This is a genomic window from Pyrococcus sp. (assembly GCF_030153625.1).
GTDB lineage: Archaea > Methanobacteriota_B > Thermococci > Thermococcales > Thermococcaceae > Pyrococcus > Pyrococcus furiosus.
Map to the genome: position 1 here is coordinate 1 of NZ_JASKLM010000015.1, position 16,378 is coordinate 16,378.

The 16,378-nt window shown below is 40.0% G+C and carries 15 protein-coding genes and 1 other RNA gene; 4 read left to right on the forward strand and 12 right to left on the reverse strand.

What is annotated here, in order from left to right:
• Positions 1-260 precede the first annotated feature (260 nt).
• On the reverse strand, positions 261-911 hold the full coding sequence (locus PWP39_RS03705) for a serine/threonine protein kinase (protein ID WP_014835421.1): 651 nt from the start codon (positions 909-911) through the stop codon (positions 261-263).
• Between the two features lie 64 nt (positions 912-975).
• On the opposite strand from PWP39_RS03705, the gene PWP39_RS03710 reads away from it, so the two are divergent.
• The gene (locus tag PWP39_RS03710; protein ID WP_011012619.1) at positions 976-2,127 is read left to right on the forward strand and encodes an alanine--glyoxylate aminotransferase family protein; all 1,152 of its coding nucleotides are present in this window, start codon (positions 976-978) and stop codon (positions 2,125-2,127) included.
• On the opposite strand, the gene PWP39_RS03715 is transcribed toward PWP39_RS03710, so the two are convergent.
• The gene (locus PWP39_RS03715) at positions 2,124-2,705 is read right to left on the reverse strand and encodes a P-loop NTPase family protein (protein WP_011012618.1); all 582 of its coding nucleotides are present in this window, start codon (positions 2,703-2,705) and stop codon (positions 2,124-2,126) included. The genes PWP39_RS03710 and PWP39_RS03715 overlap by 4 nt on opposite strands.
• A 62-nt stretch (positions 2,706-2,767) precedes the next feature.
• Between PWP39_RS03715 and PWP39_RS03720 the strand changes: the two genes are divergently transcribed.
• Positions 2,768-3,922 (forward strand): SPL family radical SAM protein, encoded by a 1,155-nt coding sequence (locus PWP39_RS03720; protein WP_288072712.1) that lies wholly within the window; start codon positions 2,768-2,770, stop codon positions 3,920-3,922.
• Position 3,923: 1 nt separating this feature from the next.
• On the opposite strand, the gene PWP39_RS03725 is transcribed toward PWP39_RS03720, so the two are convergent.
• From PWP39_RS03725 to gatD, 5 genes are all read right to left on the reverse strand, one after another.
• The gene (locus PWP39_RS03725; RefSeq protein ID WP_288072715.1) at positions 3,924-5,201 is read right to left on the reverse strand and encodes a dicarboxylate/amino acid:cation symporter; all 1,278 of its coding nucleotides are present in this window, start codon (positions 5,199-5,201) and stop codon (positions 3,924-3,926) included.
• Between the two features lie 190 nt (positions 5,202-5,391).
• An RNA gene (locus PWP39_RS03735) (C/D box small nucleolar RNA) lies at positions 5,392-5,447 on the reverse strand.
• Between the two features lie 52 nt (positions 5,448-5,499).
• Positions 5,500-7,386, reverse strand: coding sequence for a Glu-tRNA(Gln) amidotransferase subunit GatE (gene gatE, locus PWP39_RS03740; RefSeq protein ID WP_288072717.1), 1,887 nt, complete (start codon positions 7,384-7,386; stop codon positions 5,500-5,502).
• 52 nt (positions 7,387-7,438) lie between these two features.
• Positions 7,439-7,597: an antitoxin family protein gene (locus tag PWP39_RS03745; RefSeq protein ID WP_014835417.1), complete on the reverse strand. Its 159-nt coding sequence runs from the start codon at positions 7,595-7,597 to the stop codon at positions 7,439-7,441.
• 127 nt (positions 7,598-7,724) lie between these two features.
• A complete protein-coding gene (gene gatD / locus PWP39_RS03750) occupies positions 7,725-9,041 on the reverse strand; it encodes a Glu-tRNA(Gln) amidotransferase subunit GatD (RefSeq protein WP_011012608.1) in 1,317 nt (438 codons plus the stop codon).
• 61 nt (positions 9,042-9,102) lie between these two features.
• Between gatD and PWP39_RS03755 the strand changes: the two genes are divergently transcribed.
• A complete protein-coding gene (locus tag PWP39_RS03755) occupies positions 9,103-10,836 on the forward strand; it encodes an amylo-alpha-1,6-glucosidase (protein ID WP_011012607.1) in 1,734 nt (577 codons plus the stop codon).
• Here the strand turns inward: PWP39_RS03755 and PWP39_RS03760 are convergent.
• Positions 10,814-12,265 (reverse strand): L-fucose/L-arabinose isomerase family protein, encoded by a 1,452-nt coding sequence (locus PWP39_RS03760; protein ID WP_011012606.1) that lies wholly within the window; start codon positions 12,263-12,265, stop codon positions 10,814-10,816. The genes PWP39_RS03755 and PWP39_RS03760 overlap by 23 nt on opposite strands.
• Before the next feature lie 74 nt (positions 12,266-12,339).
• Here PWP39_RS03760 and PWP39_RS03765 point away from each other — a divergent pair, with 74 nt between their 5' ends.
• A complete protein-coding gene (locus PWP39_RS03765; protein ID WP_011012605.1) occupies positions 12,340-13,275 on the forward strand; it encodes a carbohydrate kinase family protein in 936 nt (311 codons plus the stop codon).
• On the opposite strand, the gene PWP39_RS03770 is transcribed toward PWP39_RS03765, so the two are convergent.
• From PWP39_RS03770 to tes, 4 genes are read right to left on the reverse strand one after another with little or no spacing between them, the layout of a single operon-like run.
• A complete protein-coding gene (locus tag PWP39_RS03770) occupies positions 13,256-13,600 on the reverse strand; it encodes a thioredoxin family protein (RefSeq protein ID WP_014835416.1) in 345 nt (114 codons plus the stop codon). The two genes, PWP39_RS03765 and PWP39_RS03770, sit on opposite strands and share 20 nt — an antisense overlap.
• A 59-nt stretch (positions 13,601-13,659) precedes the next feature.
• Entirely contained in the window at positions 13,660-14,190 is a 531-nt protein-coding gene (locus tag PWP39_RS03775; protein WP_011012603.1) for a GNAT family N-acetyltransferase, read from the reverse strand.
• Positions 14,191-14,226: 36 nt separating this feature from the next.
• Positions 14,227-14,493 (reverse strand): DUF3213 domain-containing protein, encoded by a 267-nt coding sequence (locus tag PWP39_RS03780; RefSeq protein WP_011012602.1) that lies wholly within the window; start codon positions 14,491-14,493, stop codon positions 14,227-14,229.
• Between the two features lie 9 nt (positions 14,494-14,502).
• Positions 14,503-16,269: a tetraether lipid synthase Tes gene (tes, locus tag PWP39_RS03785; RefSeq protein WP_011012601.1), complete on the reverse strand. Its 1,767-nt coding sequence runs from the start codon at positions 16,267-16,269 to the stop codon at positions 14,503-14,505.
• Between the last annotated feature and the right edge of the window lie 109 nt (positions 16,270-16,378).

Genomic DNA, 16,378 nt, shown 5'->3' on the forward strand with positions numbered 1-16,378 from the left:
GTAAGTAAATAATGGTTTCAGTCCTCATTTCTCTCCCCTTTTCTGAAGAGGTATCAGAAACTTAAACCTAACGTCCCACTGCTTATCCTGACAGTGTCATTGCCATTAAAGAAAATGTAATCCCAAAATCGAGAGTATTTGATAAGGAATTTTTGTTTGCGACATCTTTTGTAGTTTTTGTAATCGTTTTTGTGAGCCTTTTCATTGATCCCAGGTGGGTAGTTTTGCTTATTGGGTTGGTTCTTCCAATTCTGTTTTTACTAAAGGATCGACAATAAGTCAAATAAACCCCTGATTTCTTTTTTCTCTTTGTACTCTCTGAGTCTAAGCTTTAACTCTCTAATAAATTCTTCATCGATGTCAAATTTTTCCCTAACTCTCTTTGAAATTGAATTATTGCCAATAAATAGCATGGAGAGGGCGGAAGTTAAGTTTCTAGTTTTCCTAGTTAAACTCCCTTTTTCAAAGTCTATTATATACACATCATTTGATGTAAGAAGGATATGTTTTCCTCCCTGAATTTGTCCATGGTCTATTCCTAGCTTATCTAAGACAAACGTTTTTCCAGCTATTTTTAGTATGTGTTTTTTGCTGGGGGTCACTAACAGTACTGGCTCTCCTGGAACATATTCCCTTACTAAAATTTCTCTTCCCCCCACCGTTGTATACAAGATTAAATCACCTGTTATTTCTCTTCCCCTTAAATGCCTCAAAATTTCAGCTTCTTTCTTTAGATTTTTACGGGGGGAATCATCCCTGCTGACTTTAACAACGACATCTTTTCCTCTGTATTTTCCCAAAAATATGATGCTTGTAGTTCCTTTGGTTAAGAAATCTCCTAGTTTCACCTCATATCTTTCGAGCTCCTCTTTTATTTTATTTAACACATCCTTATTTATTAATTGAAGCATGGCCAACTTCCCCACCATAGTATTTTTATACCTGTAAAATAACATTTACGTCGAGGTGGTTTAGATGGAGTTTGAAGAGGCATTTAAAGAAGTTTACGAGCTTGTGAAACCTAAGTACAAGCTTTTCACAGCGGGTCCTGTTGCCTGTTTCCCGGAAGTTCTCGAGATAATGAAAGTTCAGATGTTTAGCCACAGATCCAAAGAGTATAGGGCTGTTCACGTTGATACAGTTAAGAGGCTTAAAAACTTCCTCGAAGCGGAGAAGGGAGAAGTACTCCTAGTTCCAAGCTCTGGAACAGGAATAATGGAGGCTAGCATAAGAAACGGAGTTAGTAAAGGTGGAAAGGTTCTCGTAACTATAATTGGAGCATTTGGAAAAAGATACAAGGAAGTCGTTGAGTCTAATGGTAGAAAAGCTGTTGTTCTACAAAAAGACCCAGGGAAGGCTGTTAAGCCTGAAGAGCTCGATGATGCACTAAGGAAGAATCCAGATGTTGAGGCCGTGACGATCACCTACAACGAAACCTCAACTGGAGTTCTCAACCCACTTCCAGAACTCGCAAAAGTTGCAAAGGAGCACGATAAGTTAGTGTTTGTCGATGCTGTTTCTGCTATGGGTGGGGCAGATATAAAGTTTGACAAGTGGGATTTAGATGTAGTGTTCTCAAGCTCTCAGAAGGCCTTCGGTGTTCCTCCAGGATTGGCTATTGGGGTCTTCAGCGAGAGGTTCTTGGAGATAGCTGAGAAAATGCCTGAAAGGGGATGGTACTTTGACATTCCACTCTATGTGAAGTATCTGAAGGAAAAGGAGTCAACACCTTCGACCCCACCAATGCCTCAAGTATTTGGCCTAAACGTTGTTCTCAGAATCATTGAAAAGATGGGTGGAAAAGAGAAGTGGCTAGAGATGTACGAAAAGAGAGCAAAGATGGTGAGGGAAGGAGTTAAGGAAATCGGCCTTGGAATCCTTGCGGAGCCTGGATATGAGAGTCCAACGATTACAGCAGTACTTACTCCACCTGGGATAAAGGGTGATGAAGTGTATGAGGCAATGAGAAAGAGGGGCTTTGAGCTGGCAAAGGGTTATGGAAGCGTAAAGGAGATAACCTTTAGAATCGGTCACATGGGATATATGACTTTCGATGACATAAGAGAGATGCTTGATAACCTAAGAGAAGTAATTGAGGAGCTTAAGAGAGAAAAAGGAATAGCTTAGCATATCTTTTCCAACTTTTCATCCTTTATTTCATATATTGCATTGACTTTTCTATGCCCGGTTTGTATGTCTCTGTACAATTCTATAACGACGTCAAACTTCCCCAATATTTCTTCATCAATTCTCAGCCAATGCACTATCTCGCTTAAGAGGTCTCTTGAAAGAGCCAAAGAAGTCACTATAAACCCATAACTATCTATGAGTTCCTTAAGAATCCTGGGAACATCTATCGTATGAAGCGTATCAACTATTACATAGTCTGGATCTATTTCCTTTATCTTTTCAATTACTTCAGAAGTCCTTTCTTCAACTGTTCTACCGTCAAATTCAGTATTTATCACATAAATATTGCCTTTAAAGGGCTTAAATTCGTTATAGGCAGTTATCACACCTATTTTCCAGTTCTCTGGGATTAGGAATGTCAATGCCTCTATGAGTTTAGTTTTTCCCGCTCTTGGTCCTCCTACGATAATGATGTCTTCTTTCCTAAGAATTTTCTCTTTTAGCTTTTCCAAGCACTCTTGAGTTATGACCTCGTACCTAACCAAGTCTTCGGGCTTAAAGATGTATACTCCCATGTGTAATCCCCTCATATGTTTTGTCAAAAGGAATAAAAACTTTCCACTCTTTAAATTTGCTGATGAGATTCTCTCCAATAATAGGCCCAAGTAGTTACGTCAGTTCTTTATGCCACAGCATACTCAGGGGAGAATTGTTTAGTACTTGCTCTGTTGGATGTATTTACTGCTATGCACGTTGGTATAGAGGAGCCCATGGAAAAGAGAAGCCCCTATGGGAATCTCTTAAGCTAATAAAAATGCTTGGTGGAATAATAAGGGAAGGCTTGGCAATTACTCCCATAAGAGTATCTACTCTCAGTGATCCCTTTCAGGGCGAAGGAAAAATTACACTTAAATTCTTGAAACTCGCGCTTAAGGAGAAGGTTCCAGTAATTATCAATACTAAGCTAATTCCCAGAGAGAAGCACATAAAAACGATAGAAAGGTTAGCTGAAGAAGGGCTGGTGGTAGTTCAAGTTTCTCTACCAACATTGGAAGAAACAAAAGTACTAGAGCCTTTTGCCCCTTCTCCCAGACAACGACTAGAACTTATTGAAAGGCTTTCTAGGACTGGAGTTCCCACGATTGTAAGGGTTCAACCATTTGTTCCGGGGTGGATACAAGATATACATACCTTCGTTGAAGAAATAGCTTCAACAGGGGCGAGAATGATTATTTTGGAGTTTTTAAGAGTTGAAAAAGAACTAATCTCTCTATTTTCAAAGTTTTTCCCAGGTGAAGAGGTTTACAGGGGGGAATGGGAGTCTTATCTCCCAGGAACTTTATCAAAGGAGGCTCCATTACTTCATCCTCCAATTGATTATAGAGTCTCCATTGCCCGCGAATTTTCTCTCAAAGCAGAAAAGGAAGGCTTAGCTTTTTCTACTTGCAAAGAAGGGCTTTTTGAACTTCATACTCCCTTAGATGTGGATTGTTGTGGGATGGTATTTTTTGATGTTGAGTATATAAATAGAAGGCCCACACTGTGGGATTTGTATCTTGAGATATTGGAGAAGGGGAAAGCGAAAAGAGAAGATCTCTGGAGAAGATGTAGAGTGGAAGAGCTTCTCTGTGGAGAGAACTTAGCTCCTTACCCCAGGTGGTTTAAGAGAGGATTTATAGCTCATGAAAAAAGATTAGATAGCATTTTAGAAAAGCCTCATATAGTAGAGAGAATCGTTCCCAGCATTAAATACGAAAATGGATACTTTACAAAAAGGAGAAGGAAGGAGTAGTTCAGGTTATTATACCTTCCTTTAGCTCTTTTTCAGTCTTTGCAACTATTGCAGTACCAGTTAGGTCTCCAGTAACGTTTACCATTGTTCTTCCCATGTCAAGGATTGCATCTATTCCAAGGATCATTGCATATGCTGCAGCAACGTTTGGATCTGTTAGTGGAAGCCCAACGCTCTCAAGAACCATTGCAAGCATAATTGCCCCAGCTCCTGGGACTCCAGCAGTTCCTATAGAAGCTAGAACAGCGGTAAGGACTATTGTTAGCTGTTGGCCAATTGTTAGATGAGTTCCTAGGGCATTTGCTATGAAGAATGTACAGACTCCCTGATACAAGGCGGTCCCATCCATGTTTATAGTGGCTCCTAGAGGTAAAGTGAAGGAGTATATTCCTTCTGATATTCCCATCTCCTTGGCAACACGTAGAGTTACTGGAAGCGTTCCACTTGAGCTCCTGGTTACGAATGCCGTTAGCATGGCATCCTTGGCTTTACTAAGGAACTTGAGGGGGTTAATTCCGAAGACCTTGAGAAGAACAAGGTAGACTAAGAGGATGTGAACAATAAGTCCCACGTAAACAGCTGCCGTAACCTTTACCAAATCTCCAACAATTTTGACACCTTGGCTTGCCATCACGTGGGCTATTAATGCAAAGACACCAATGGGGGCATATTGCATAACTCCTCCAACTATCTTGTACATTGCCTCGGCCAAACCATTAATTGCACGAAGTAAAGTTTCTCCACTCTCCCTTATTCTTTCTTCACTGCTGTTTATTAGGTATGTTATTGCTATTCCTAAAATGATTGCAAAGAATATCGTTGGAAGGACTTGGCCATTTGCAAGAGCTCCAAAGGGGTTCGTTGGAATTATGTTAAGTAACGTTTGAACGATGGGTGGCGCTTCTTTTGGCTGGAATTGTTGCCCTTCAACTGCAAGCTGAATTCCAGCTCCTGGATTAAAGATTCTTGCAATTATAATTCCTAGTATAACCGCAATTGCTGATGTTAGTAAATAGTACATGACGATTTTTACTCCTACCCTTCCAAGCCTTGCAGGACTTATACTAGCTGCACCTACTACTAGCGATGCGAAGACTATTGGCATAACTAACATCTTCAGAAGTCTAACGAAGAGGTCTCCAAAGGGTTTGATGTACGTTTTCACAGCTTCTTCATATCCATAGTGGCCCATAATTAGACCAAATATTGCACCCAACACAAGACCAATAAGTATCTTTTGCAAAACAGGATATTCGAGGTATCTTTTTAACAAGCCCACTTTTGCACACCTCCCAACATGTGTGTATCGAGGCATAATATTGGACAAGAAAGTTATATATTTATTTAAATACGCTGATGTCTATTCGTGGGCAAAATTTTACAAAAAGTTGGCAAAAATAAATAAAGTATCAGCCAGCTCACCCACTCATCACAGATCAGAGGGGTTGGCCTCATCATCTACTATTAAGCGGTCAGATACCCTAGGGTTCATCACTTTTCAGGTCTAGCAAACTTCATCATCCCTTTTTCATCGCATAGTCTTTGATTATTGCTTTAAATATAAAAAGAAAGAAAGCTCAACCATGTATCTCCCTGATCCTTTCCTTCACTATCTGACTCACAAGCTTTCCATCTGCTTTGCCCCTGATTTTGGCCATTACTCTCCCCATTATTAGTCCCATGGCTCCCATTCCCTTCTCTTTTATGACATCTACGTATTGGTTAATTATTTCATCAATTATCTTCCTAACTTCTTCTTCGGTTAGCAAGGTTAAGCCCTTTTCTTGTGCAACTTCTTCGGCTGTTTTCTCTGGATGTTGAGCTAACTCTTTGAATATTTCTTCAAAAGCTTCCTTGGCAATTTTTCCTTCTAAATACAGTTTGAAGGCTCCCTTTATATGCTCTTCTGTAATGTTCTCGATTGGGACTTCTTTTCTTAGACCCTTAAGAACAACCGCCAGAATGGAAGCTGCGAGTGAAGGTTTCACACCCATCTCAATTAGCTCTTCAAATAGCTCATCTCTCTCATCGTCAACAATTGTTTGGGCCATACTTTTGTCAATTTCAAACTCCTTAACGTATTTTTCAACTTTTGCTTGTGGTAGCTCTGGCAAGTTTTCTTTTATTCTTTTCTTCATTTCTTCTGTTATTCTTATTGGTGGAATGTCAGTTTCTGGATACATCCTTGCCTTCCCAGGAAGGGGTCTCATGTATTGAGTGTTTCCATCTGGAAGGGCCCTTCTTGTCTCTTCTGGAACTCCGATTATTGCTTCTCTTGCCCTTATTATAACCTCTTTTAGGGCTTTCTTGGCTATTTCCTCTTGGGCGGCAACAAGGACAAACGCATCTTCCTCTTCCAATTCAAGTAGTTTTCTAACCTTTTCTACCTCCTCCTGGGTTATTCCATAGTTTGGAAGCTCATCGCTGTGGAATATTCCAGGCACGTACTTCTTAGCTCTATCTGCAAATTCTGTTCCTAACCTCCTTCCTGGTTGGATTTCCATTCCTATTAATCCCTTGAACTTGGGGAGTTTTATTGCGAGAACTTTTCCTCCTTTCTTCAAAATTCTTGCGATTATTTTTGATTTTGTGTCTTTGAATATATCTGTAACATCGTAAAACTCTTCCTTTATGTCTTCTGGTGTAACTCCTCTCTTCCTGAGCTCATCTCTAATCTTGAGCAAGTTGAGCTGCCTTTGAACTTCTCTCTCAATGATCACTGGAATCATGTCGAGCTCTTGAACTCCCTTTATTTCAATCCTGGCTCCACCTTTTATTGAGACGTTTAGATCTTGTCTTATTGTCCCCAGCCCTCTCTTTACCTTTCTAGTGGCTCTCAGAGCATCTCCAATGAACTTTGCAACTACCTTAGCCTGCTCTGGGTGGTGAATATCTGGAGTGGTGCTTATCTCTACAAGGGGAATTCCTAGTCTGTCAATCCTGTAGATGACTTCCCTATCCCTTGTTTCGATAATTCTTGCGGCATCTTCCTCTAAACATATAGTTGGGATTCCTACGGTCCCCCAGGGGGTTTCGACTTTTCCATCAGTAGCTATTATGGCTGTTCTCTGGAATCCTGAAACATTTGAACCATCTATGACTATCTTTCTCATATAATAGACTTCATCAACTGGTTTAGCGTTTAGCAAGTATGCTATCTGGAGAGCAACTTCTAAAGCTTCTTCATCTGGCCCCCTTGGAGGCTCTTCATCCATATAAACTAGATCGCCAAGTTCGTTGTTTGCCTCATAAATGTAAGTTCTTCCCTTCTTGAATTCTTCAAGAGCAGCTGGATCAATCTCCCCAAGTTCACTCATTGTAGGTCTTAGTCTTCTCTTAAAAGTAAAGTCAACGTCATCACTAAGCTTACTTGGAACTGGAGAGAAGAGCTTTTTGGTATCTAGTTGTCTATGAATCTCCAATCCTACTTTAAGTCCTACCTCTTCATAATTTATTTTCTCCACTTTTCCTCCCCAAACAATGTAAAGAATAGAGGGGGTTAAAATGAGTTGCGATTTACTCTCCCCAAGTTACATATTCATAGTAGCTCTCGTCCAGTATCCTAGTCTTTTCTTGTTTTTCTAGAATTACCACTTCTGCTGTGGTGCCTTCTTCTAGCTCTACACTCTCGATTGGTCTAAACACACCTCTTTCATAAACAACCCTGACCTTCATATTTATCCCCCCTTAGTTAATCCTAGAATTTCTTTGGTATATTGCCTTAGTTGTATATAAATTTTTTGACATTTAACACATAAAAACTAAATTTTTTGAAGAAAATGTTAAATGTGAAGAAAATGTTTCAAATAAGGAAAGTGTTTGGTTTAGTATAGGGGGTTATTTCCCCAGCATAGTTTGTGAGCATCATTTTCTTAGCTTCCCTTAAGTCATTTGTATGACCGAGAACCCACATTAGCTTTACGTAGGCAGTTTCTGGAAGCATGTCTTCACACGGTATAACCCCTGCCTTAAGCAACTTTCTTCCAGTTGCATAGACGTTTAAGTTCACCCTCCCATAAAGGCACTGGCTCGTCATGCAAACTGCCACTCCCTCATCAACCGCCCTCTTTATACTTGGAATGAGATCTGAGGGGGTATGCCCTAGTCCAGTCCCCTCAATTACTATTCCTTTATACCCCTTATCCACTAAGAAGTCGATTAACTCTGCTGACATCCCAGGATAAACCTTCACTAGGGCAACTTTTTCTTCCAGCTTATCATCAACCCAAACTTCTCCCTCGCTTCTCTTCCTGTAATCGTCTCTAAGGAATTCTATTTTTCCATCACTCCATATCTTGGCTATGGGAATGTCGTTTATACTCCTAAAAGCATCTCTCCTTGAAGTATGCATCTTCCTAACCTTTGTTCCTCTATGAGCTAAGCAGTAAGTATCGCTTGTCTCTCCGTGCATAACTACCATAACCTCAGCAGCATCGCTTACTGCCATTCTTGTGGCACAAATAAGATTCATAGCAGCATCACTACTAGGTCTATCGCTACTTCTCTGTGCTCCAACTAAGACAACGGGCTTTGTTAAGTTTCTCAACATGAAGCTCAGTGCTGCTGCAGTGTATCCCATTGTATCTGTTCCGTGGGCTATCACAACTCCTTCGTTTCCAGAATTCAGAGCCTTTGCCGTTTCATGAGCAATCTCAATCCAATGTTTAGGCTTCATGTCCTCACTAAATATGTTGAAGAGTAGCTTAGGTTTTATGTTTGCTATCTCAAAAATTTCGGGAACAGCTTTTGCAAGTTCCTCAGCTGTAAATGCTGGATAAACAGCTCCAGTCTCGTAATCTATTCTACTAGCTATAGTCCCTCCAGTTCCCAGGATAGTTATTGTGGGTAACTCTTTCCTAGGCTCAAGTTCTGCTTTGAAGTGCACTTCGGGCTTAGCCTTAGCTTTTTCTATCACATTTATTTCTTGTATCTTTTCAATTGCAATACCAATGTTATACCCATTGTCAAGCTTTATTACAACCGTATCTCCCTCTGAGAGCTCGTAAGGGGGCATTACTATTCCTTCATATTCTACTTTTTCTCCGTCTTCAACTTTAATAATCCTGACATAGTCGCCCACTTCAATTCCCTTTTGTTTAAGAAACTCTTCGACTCTCATTTATACCCCCTGCGTATTTTTGCAATTAACTCTTATAAAGGTTGGATATTAAGTTTCTTTTATGGGAATAATATTTGGAGGCTCATCTTTTGGAATAGTTGAAGGGGATTCGATTAGGCTATTTATGTACGACACCGAATTTTGTGAAGTCTATACTCAGGTTAAAGGAGATGTTGTTTTTAGAAGGATTAGAAAACTGAAAGGAAATAAGTATCTAGAGAAAATTATTGTGGCAAATCCTAACAAGCATCCAGTTGATTTTGAAGTCATTGTTAATGTTACTTCAAAGTTTAGAGATGTTTTTGAGGTTAGGAGAATAGCAACTCCCGTTAATAGAGAAATATCAAGAAATAAGTTTGGGTTCGAATATAGGGGTAGGGATGGAGTGGTTAGGAAAGTCATAGTATTGACCGAAGGACTTAGTGGTTCTCTCCCTCCCTATTCTTGGAGAACGGCTAAGGTAAAGATAACTCTTCAAGCTTCTGTACCAGTGATTCACGATCCCTCATTTCCACAGATAAGGGCGAGTGGATTGTATGGATTATTAAAGAAGGCTCTAGAACACTTAAGAGCATTAAGCGTCGAGATTACTGGGAATAAAACATTATTTGCTGGAATTCCAGACTTTTTCTGCGTTTTTGGCAGAGATTCAATAATATCCTCTCTCTTTTTGCTCCCTTATGATCCAAAGTATGCTAAGGGAACTTTATTTGTGTTGGCAAAGCTCCAAGGTGAGAAATTTGATCCTAAAAGGTTGGAAGAGCCTGGAAAAATTCCTCATGAATATAGGCTTGGAGAACTCTCGCTTTCTGGGAATTATCCTTTTTCTCCGTATTATGGTTCTATCGATGCGACTCCTCTCTATCTTATCCTTGCTGGTGAGTACTACAGATGGACCAAAGATCAAGAGACAATAAAAAAGCTCAGGGAGAACTTATTTTCTGCTTACGAGTGGCTAATAAAGAAGCTTGAGGAAGGTAACGGTTTTTTAGTATACACTTATGCAAATCCTTACGTTCCAATGAATCAGGGGTGGAAGGACTCGAGAGAGGGAGTTCCAGATGAAGATGGGCTTCCCACAAAACCACCTGTGGCTCTTGTAGAGGTACAGGGTTATGCGTATAAAGCCCTTCTTTCTCTAGCAGAAATTTCAGAAATAATTAATCCTGATGAAAACTATCTTATCCAGCTTTCTAGAGAATTAAAAAAGAAGTTTAACAGGGAGTTTAAGGGAAAAAAGGGGTATAAGCTTGCTTTGAATTCAGATGTATTGGCCTCAAATCAGGGGCATTTATTGTTCTCTGGGATTGTGGAAGATCAAGAAAAAGTCATTGAGGCTCTCTTTTCTTCAGAACTTCTAACTAGGTGGGGAATTAGAACGTTGTCTGAGAAAGAAAAGGCCTACAATCCATTTAGCTATCATAACGGAAGCATATGGCCACACGACAACGCTATAATAGCTTTAGGTCTTTCAAAGGTTGGAGAGCTCGAAAAGGCGGAAGATGTAGCATTGAGAGTTCTAAGAGCTTTCTTGCGGTTGAATTCGTTGCCCGAGCTCTATGCGGGTGTTGATGCTCCAGAACCATTTATAATTCCCAGAGCAAATGAGCCTCAAGCATGGAGTGCGTCTTCCATATTTGCATTTATTACGGCCTCATTAGGAATTACTCCCAAAGGAGTCTCAAGAGAAAACACTAAGCTTCCAAACCTTTCAATTTATCCAGTTATTATAAACGGGAAAAAGCATAAACTGGCAATAAAAAATGGAGAAATCAAGATTTCAAGAATTTCTTAACTTCGATTGGGTCGCTTAGATCTATTCCTTCGATTCCCCAGATTTTAGTTACATATTCTATCTCTGCAGTGTAATCCCCTGGGACTAGTGACAGATGGTTAGCTCCCATAACCCTTATAAAATCTTGTGAGTCGAGAGGATTTTTAATTGCTGTGTGCGGCCACTGTTTCCCCCATTTGAGCTTTCTTTCAATTTCTTCCGTTATCTCAACTCCTTCCGTAAAGAAGTAAAGGAGATAGTATTTTCCGTTTCTTCTTATTAGTCTAGCAACGGTGAATTCTGCAGGGGGAGTTCTATAGGTTAACGCTCCCCCACTCTTTCCTTGGCACTGCCCTTGAATTGTTACCGCCCTAAGGTTTTCATAAGCATCATCACTTAGCCTTGCATAGTAGAGGGAGGAAGCTCCACAGTTCGCTATTATCACAATTTCATCGTCTACGTACTTTATATCTCCAAAGAGTGGCGGTTTCCCGCTTAAATAGTACAGCAAAGCTGAGGAAATGGTTCCCTTTATATCTCCTTCACAGGTAGCAGGGATTATTGGCTTTTCTCCAAAGGCATCTTGGTTAAAGGGGAAGAAAGCTGGGATTGTACATGCTGTGACACCGTAAACCTCACTCAACTCAGGCTGACACTTTATTGAAATTCCGCTTACTCTTTCTTTTCTTTCCTCTACAATTTTCTTTGCTCCTAGGTAAAGCCTTATTTGTTTTTTAAGCACTTCTGGAGTTAGCATCTTATTGTCAAACTTCACATTTGTGTTCTTCATTAGCCAATTATAGAATTCTTCAACTTTTTCATCCTCAATACTTTCGCCTTCCTTTATTACTACGTACTGGTCGAGAATTATGAAGTCTCCTACAAACTTCTTTAGTCTTGGCAGATCGTCCATTAAGTGTTCCATTCCCAAGGTGTATGTTCCTCCGAACAATAATAGAGCCCTTTCGGAGAGTGCTTTTATAGCTTCACTAGCCCTTGCCCAGGCTTTTACTAGCTCCACATCCCCAATGACTCTGGAGTGTCTGATCGCGTATTCGTTCACTGAACTTTCCCAAAGAGAAGCTCCAACTGAAGTTACACATGTAGCTCCAGCCCAATTTGGATCGCCATCACTATAAAGTAGTATGGGTACATTTGCCTCTTTAATGAAATATGTAACTAAATTACTCTCTGTCCAGTGCCAGAGACCAAGAATGACTCCGCTTACTCCTTTTGATTTAGCAATCCTACCCGCTTCAATTGCTTCCTCAACACTGTTAATTCCAAATATTTCCTCAGAATACTTTCCAAGTTCTGCATTTATATCGAGGATCTCAAACTCTTCACTCAACTCTTTCAGCAACTTTTCATGTTTTTCTTTAATTGCACTTTCTCTTTCGTGGGAGAGAGCGGTTTTCCTAGGGTCTGTAAAAGAGACAAGTCCTATCATTATGACACCTCCCTAATTTGTGGAGTTATACTCTTTAAATATGTATAGCAAAGAAAGGTTAGAGGTGATCGATAATGATTACTGCTTTCGGAGAAGTGCTGATTGATTTTATAGCAGCTGAAGAAGGGGACTTAGAGAATGTGAAAATTTTTGAGAAGCACCCAGGAGGAGCGCCTGCAAATGTTGCTGTGGGGGTTTCAAGATTAGGTATTCCATCATTCTTAGTAAGCAAGGTGGGAGATGATCCTTTTGGAAGATTTCTCATAAGGAGGTTAAAGGAGGAGGGCGTAAACACTGAAGGAGTTCTCATTGACAACGAGAAACATACTGGGGTGGTTTTTGTTCAATTAAAGGGTGCAAAGCCTTCTTTCATTCTCTACGACGAGGTTGCTTACTTTAACATAAAATTGAGTGAAGTCCCCTGGGAAATACTGGAGAGCTCAAAAATTGTTCACTTTGGTTCTGTGTTACTGGCTAGAGAACCCAGCAGAGGAACAATGATAAAGGTCATTGAAACCCTAAAGGAGAAAAGCCTTGTAAGTTTTGATGTAAATATTAGGAAAGATCTGTGGAGGAGCGAAGAGGAGTTAGTGGAAACATTGAAAAGAGTCCTGTCCAATGTTGATATCCTAAAGTTGAGCGATGAAGAATTTAACCTATTAAAGGAGTATGGCTTAGAGCCTAGAGGGAAACTTATTACGGCCATTACTTATGGGGCCGAGGGATGTAGAATTGAGAGTGATGAAGCGTCAATCTTTGTTCCTGCCTATAAAGTTTCTCCCGTAGATACTACTGGGGCTGGAGATGCCTTTGTTTCTGCCCTTTTAGTAGGGCTTCTAGCCCTAGACAAACAAAAACTTGAAGAAAGCGATATGTTCCTTCTTGGCAAGTTTGCAAACCTTGTCGCTGGCCTCTCAACTCAGAAAAGAGGAGCTTGGAGCGTTCCCAGGAGAGAAGAGTTGGAGAAGTACGAGGAGGGGAGAAAAATTTTTAGCTTAATAACTCTCTGACTCTCCTTTCAAAGTCGATGAATCTAGGAACTCCAATGAATTCAACTCTGTTATTTATGAGAATTGTAGGCGTTCCTAGAATGTTGTGCTCCATTGCCTTTCTTCTTCCTTCTGGAGTTGCTACACTAAGCTCTCTTACAATGACTCCCGGGTATTTCTTTTCTATTTCTCTGGCCATCTGAACAGCAATTGGACAGTAGGGACATCCTGGGGCAGTGATAACCTCAATGATGACTTTCTTTTTTGGCTTTCTCTCCTCTATTATACCCATTCTTTTCATTAGCTCTAACATTTTCTTTCTTCTTATCATCTCGAGCTCATCCATTTTCTCTCCCCATGTTTTGGTCAACAGAAGAACTTAATAATCTGTTTGTGAAGAAATTTTCATGAATTCTTGAATTTTAGAATCACGAACTCTTTGTAGTCCATGACCTTCTGAAACCCCTTCTTTAGATAATATTGGTATGCGGGTAAGTGGGGAAAAGTCACGATATATATTTCCTTTCCTAATTCCTTTAATCTCTTGATTGCAAAGGTAAGAAGTTTGCTCCCGATTCTCTTTCCTCTGTACTTTTCATCCACCATAAAGAATTCGATTAGTCCGATATTTTTCTCCCTAAGTTCTTCTGGCACCCACCAAACTTCCTTTCCTTTTAGGTTGTATACCAATGCTACTGTTCCAATAATATTGTTATTGTCCTTAGCAACGTAGAGTTCATCAAATTCTTTTGTGAGCCTAAACTCTAAAAATGGCTCATAGATTTTCTTAAAGCCCTCAAAATCGTTGGGTTCGGGCTTTTTCTCTGCCCACTCTAGGGCGGGATACGCTCCATTTGTGCTTTGATAAACTCCAAAGACGAATTTTAGAAGGTCATCTTTTAGCTTGATTGGTTCATTAACTTTTTCAATTATCACTTTTAACACCAAGAGAATTAAAAAAAGAAAGGGGTATTAAGCTTTGCTTCTCAATACATTATTCCAGCTGAGGCTTCCCTCTATTAGCTCCTGTAGGGTAATTTCTTTTTCCTCTATAACTTCACCCTTAAGTTTTTCCTTTAGTTCTTCAATATTAACTTTTGAATCATCTATAACAACTTCCGCCACTTTTGCGTATGGATTTATGAACACTCTGTAAAATTCATCTCTCGTTGAGAGTTCATACTGGACGATTTTTGCTTCTTCTGGAGTTAAGTTAGTCGTGAATTTTATCCACTTCATCCTACCACCTCACTCAAAGTAGTTGACTATGTCAATGTAAGTCTTCCTGTAGAGCTCGCTGTTCTTCATTTTTTCGACGAATTCTCTTGTCCTGAAGTACTTGTCCTTCTTATAGTCCCAATCTGGGTGTAGCTTCTTCCACTCTTCCCAGGAATAACTAAATTGTCTCTGGACTTTGTCTCTATATATTTCTGGTATTACATTAAAGGTACAGAATGGAACTATCCTTCCATCGGGCATTGCATAGTGAATTACACATCTTTCAACTCTCTCCACATCGTAGTTGTACTCATCCATGAAGTGCATCATTCCCAGGAAGAGGGTCTTAGTGTGGAACTGTCCTAAGGCATCATAGTTTCCATGCATGAATGCATTCTTAATTAGTCCAAGTACATCTAACCCTTTTGGTGCATACTTTTCGTCATAGAACTGCTTGAATTTTATAAAGACTGTCTCTCCTATTGCTTTTAGCTTTGCTAAACCTTTGAATCTTGCTCTTTCTATTTCTTCAGCCTTCTCAACTAAGAATTCAACAAATCCTTCTACATCTATGAACCTGGGAATTGGGATAACCTTCTTCTCCTCTTTGTCGAGAAAAACATAGGTTGCAGCTCCACAGGCATAGTGGCTGGTCATATAGTAGTGCTTTCCTGTAAATGCTTCGAAGAACCTAGCTATGTAACCCGCTATTGGAATTGGGTACCAGTCATCTCTAGATATAGCCCCATTTGTTTGCTCTTCTATCTTCTTAATTGCTCCTGCAATCGTTATTCTGAACCTCTGCCTCTCCTTCTTGGGTACCCTACCAACTAGGGATATTGGCTGGAAGTTTACTCCTCTAACTATGTCAAGATGATTAAGTCCGAAGTTTATTATAGCCCCAGCTTCGTGGTCATTGACATTTCTAATTAGTGTTGGGACTAGAACTATTCCGGGGCCACCGGCTTTTCTCACGTTTTCAAATATCAGTGGAATCTCCCAGTGATTCTTCCAGTTAGTTTGAGGCGTCATTCCATCATAGCTCAAGTATAGAGTGTTTACTCCTGCTTCTCTTATCTTCTTAACTAATTCAGGCTCAAATGCTAGTCTTATTCCATCGGTGTTTAGCTGAACGTGGTCGTATCCTTCCTCTTTGGCTATCTTTATTATTTCAATTAAATCGTCTCTTAAAGTGGGCTCTCCTCCAGTGAACTGGACTGCGTTTGCTCCAATTGGGTTTTCCTTCTTTGCATTTCTTAGCATCATCCTTATTTGCTCTAGAGTTGGCTCGTATACTGGTTCTCCTTCTCTTGCATAGAAGAAGCAGTACCAGCAGCTAAGATTACACCTGTTTGTGAGGACTATGTTGAGAAGGTTTGTGTGAGATCTATGTCTTGCACAAAGGCCACAGTCAAAGGGACAGTTAATTCCAGTATTAGGAACATTTACTGAGAATAGCTTTTTATCTTCGAACTTCCATCGTAGAAATCTATAATATAAGTCAACATCTTCAGAATATAAGTCTGTAATTATACCTTCGGGACACTTCTTCGTTATCCAGACCATTCCATCCTTTTCCCAAACGACTGCGGGAACTACTCTCCTACTCTCAGGACAGAGTGAGTAGGTTCTATGGGGGAGTGGTTCTCCGTAACCTCGATTTGCATTTTTTAGCATTTCTTCAAATTCCTCTTCACTTATCTCGGGAAATTCTATTATTTCCCGCATTCTTTTAGTTAGTGCTTCGAACTCTTTCTCACCACTCGGAACTTCCCCAGCACTTAAATTCTCAGCCATGTTACCACCTGAAGACCTATACCCCCTTCTCCCTATAAAAGGTTTTGCCTATATTTGAAACTAAATTTTCATATGTATGAAATTTTGATTTCATAATCTCATGTTTAAA

What these genes read in the sequence shown, in the direction of transcription:
- PWP39_RS03705 (WP_014835421.1), bottom strand. Translation starts at nt 911, where the DNA reads ATGCTTCAATTAATAAATAAGGATGTGTTAAATAAAATAAAAGAGGAG.
- PWP39_RS03710 (WP_011012619.1), top strand. Translation starts at nt 976, where the DNA reads ATGGAGTTTGAAGAGGCATTTAAAGAAGTTTACGAGCTTGTGAAACCT.
- PWP39_RS03715 (WP_011012618.1), bottom strand. Translation starts at nt 2,705, where the DNA reads ATGGGAGTATACATCTTTAAGCCCGAAGACTTGGTTAGGTACGAGGTC.
- PWP39_RS03720 (WP_288072712.1), top strand. Translation starts at nt 2,768, where the DNA reads ATGAGATTCTCTCCAATAATAGGCCCAAGTAGTTACGTCAGTTCTTTA.
- PWP39_RS03745 (WP_014835417.1), bottom strand. Translation starts at nt 7,597, where the DNA reads ATGAAGGTCAGGGTTGTTTATGAAAGAGGTGTGTTTAGACCAATCGAG.
- gatD (WP_011012608.1), bottom strand. Translation starts at nt 9,041, where the DNA reads ATGAGAGTCGAAGAGTTTCTTAAACAAAAGGGAATTGAAGTGGGCGAC.
- PWP39_RS03755 (WP_011012607.1), top strand. Translation starts at nt 9,103, where the DNA reads ATGGGAATAATATTTGGAGGCTCATCTTTTGGAATAGTTGAAGGGGAT.
- PWP39_RS03760 (WP_011012606.1), bottom strand. Translation starts at nt 12,265, where the DNA reads ATGATAGGACTTGTCTCTTTTACAGACCCTAGGAAAACCGCTCTCTCC.
- PWP39_RS03765 (WP_011012605.1), top strand. Translation starts at nt 12,340, where the DNA reads ATGATTACTGCTTTCGGAGAAGTGCTGATTGATTTTATAGCAGCTGAA.
- PWP39_RS03770 (WP_014835416.1), bottom strand. Translation starts at nt 13,600, where the DNA reads ATGGATGAGCTCGAGATGATAAGAAGAAAGAAAATGTTAGAGCTAATG.
- PWP39_RS03780 (WP_011012602.1), bottom strand. Translation starts at nt 14,493, where the DNA reads ATGAAGTGGATAAAATTCACGACTAACTTAACTCCAGAAGAAGCAAAA.
- tes (WP_011012601.1), bottom strand. Translation starts at nt 16,269, where the DNA reads ATGGCTGAGAATTTAAGTGCTGGGGAAGTTCCGAGTGGTGAGAAAGAG.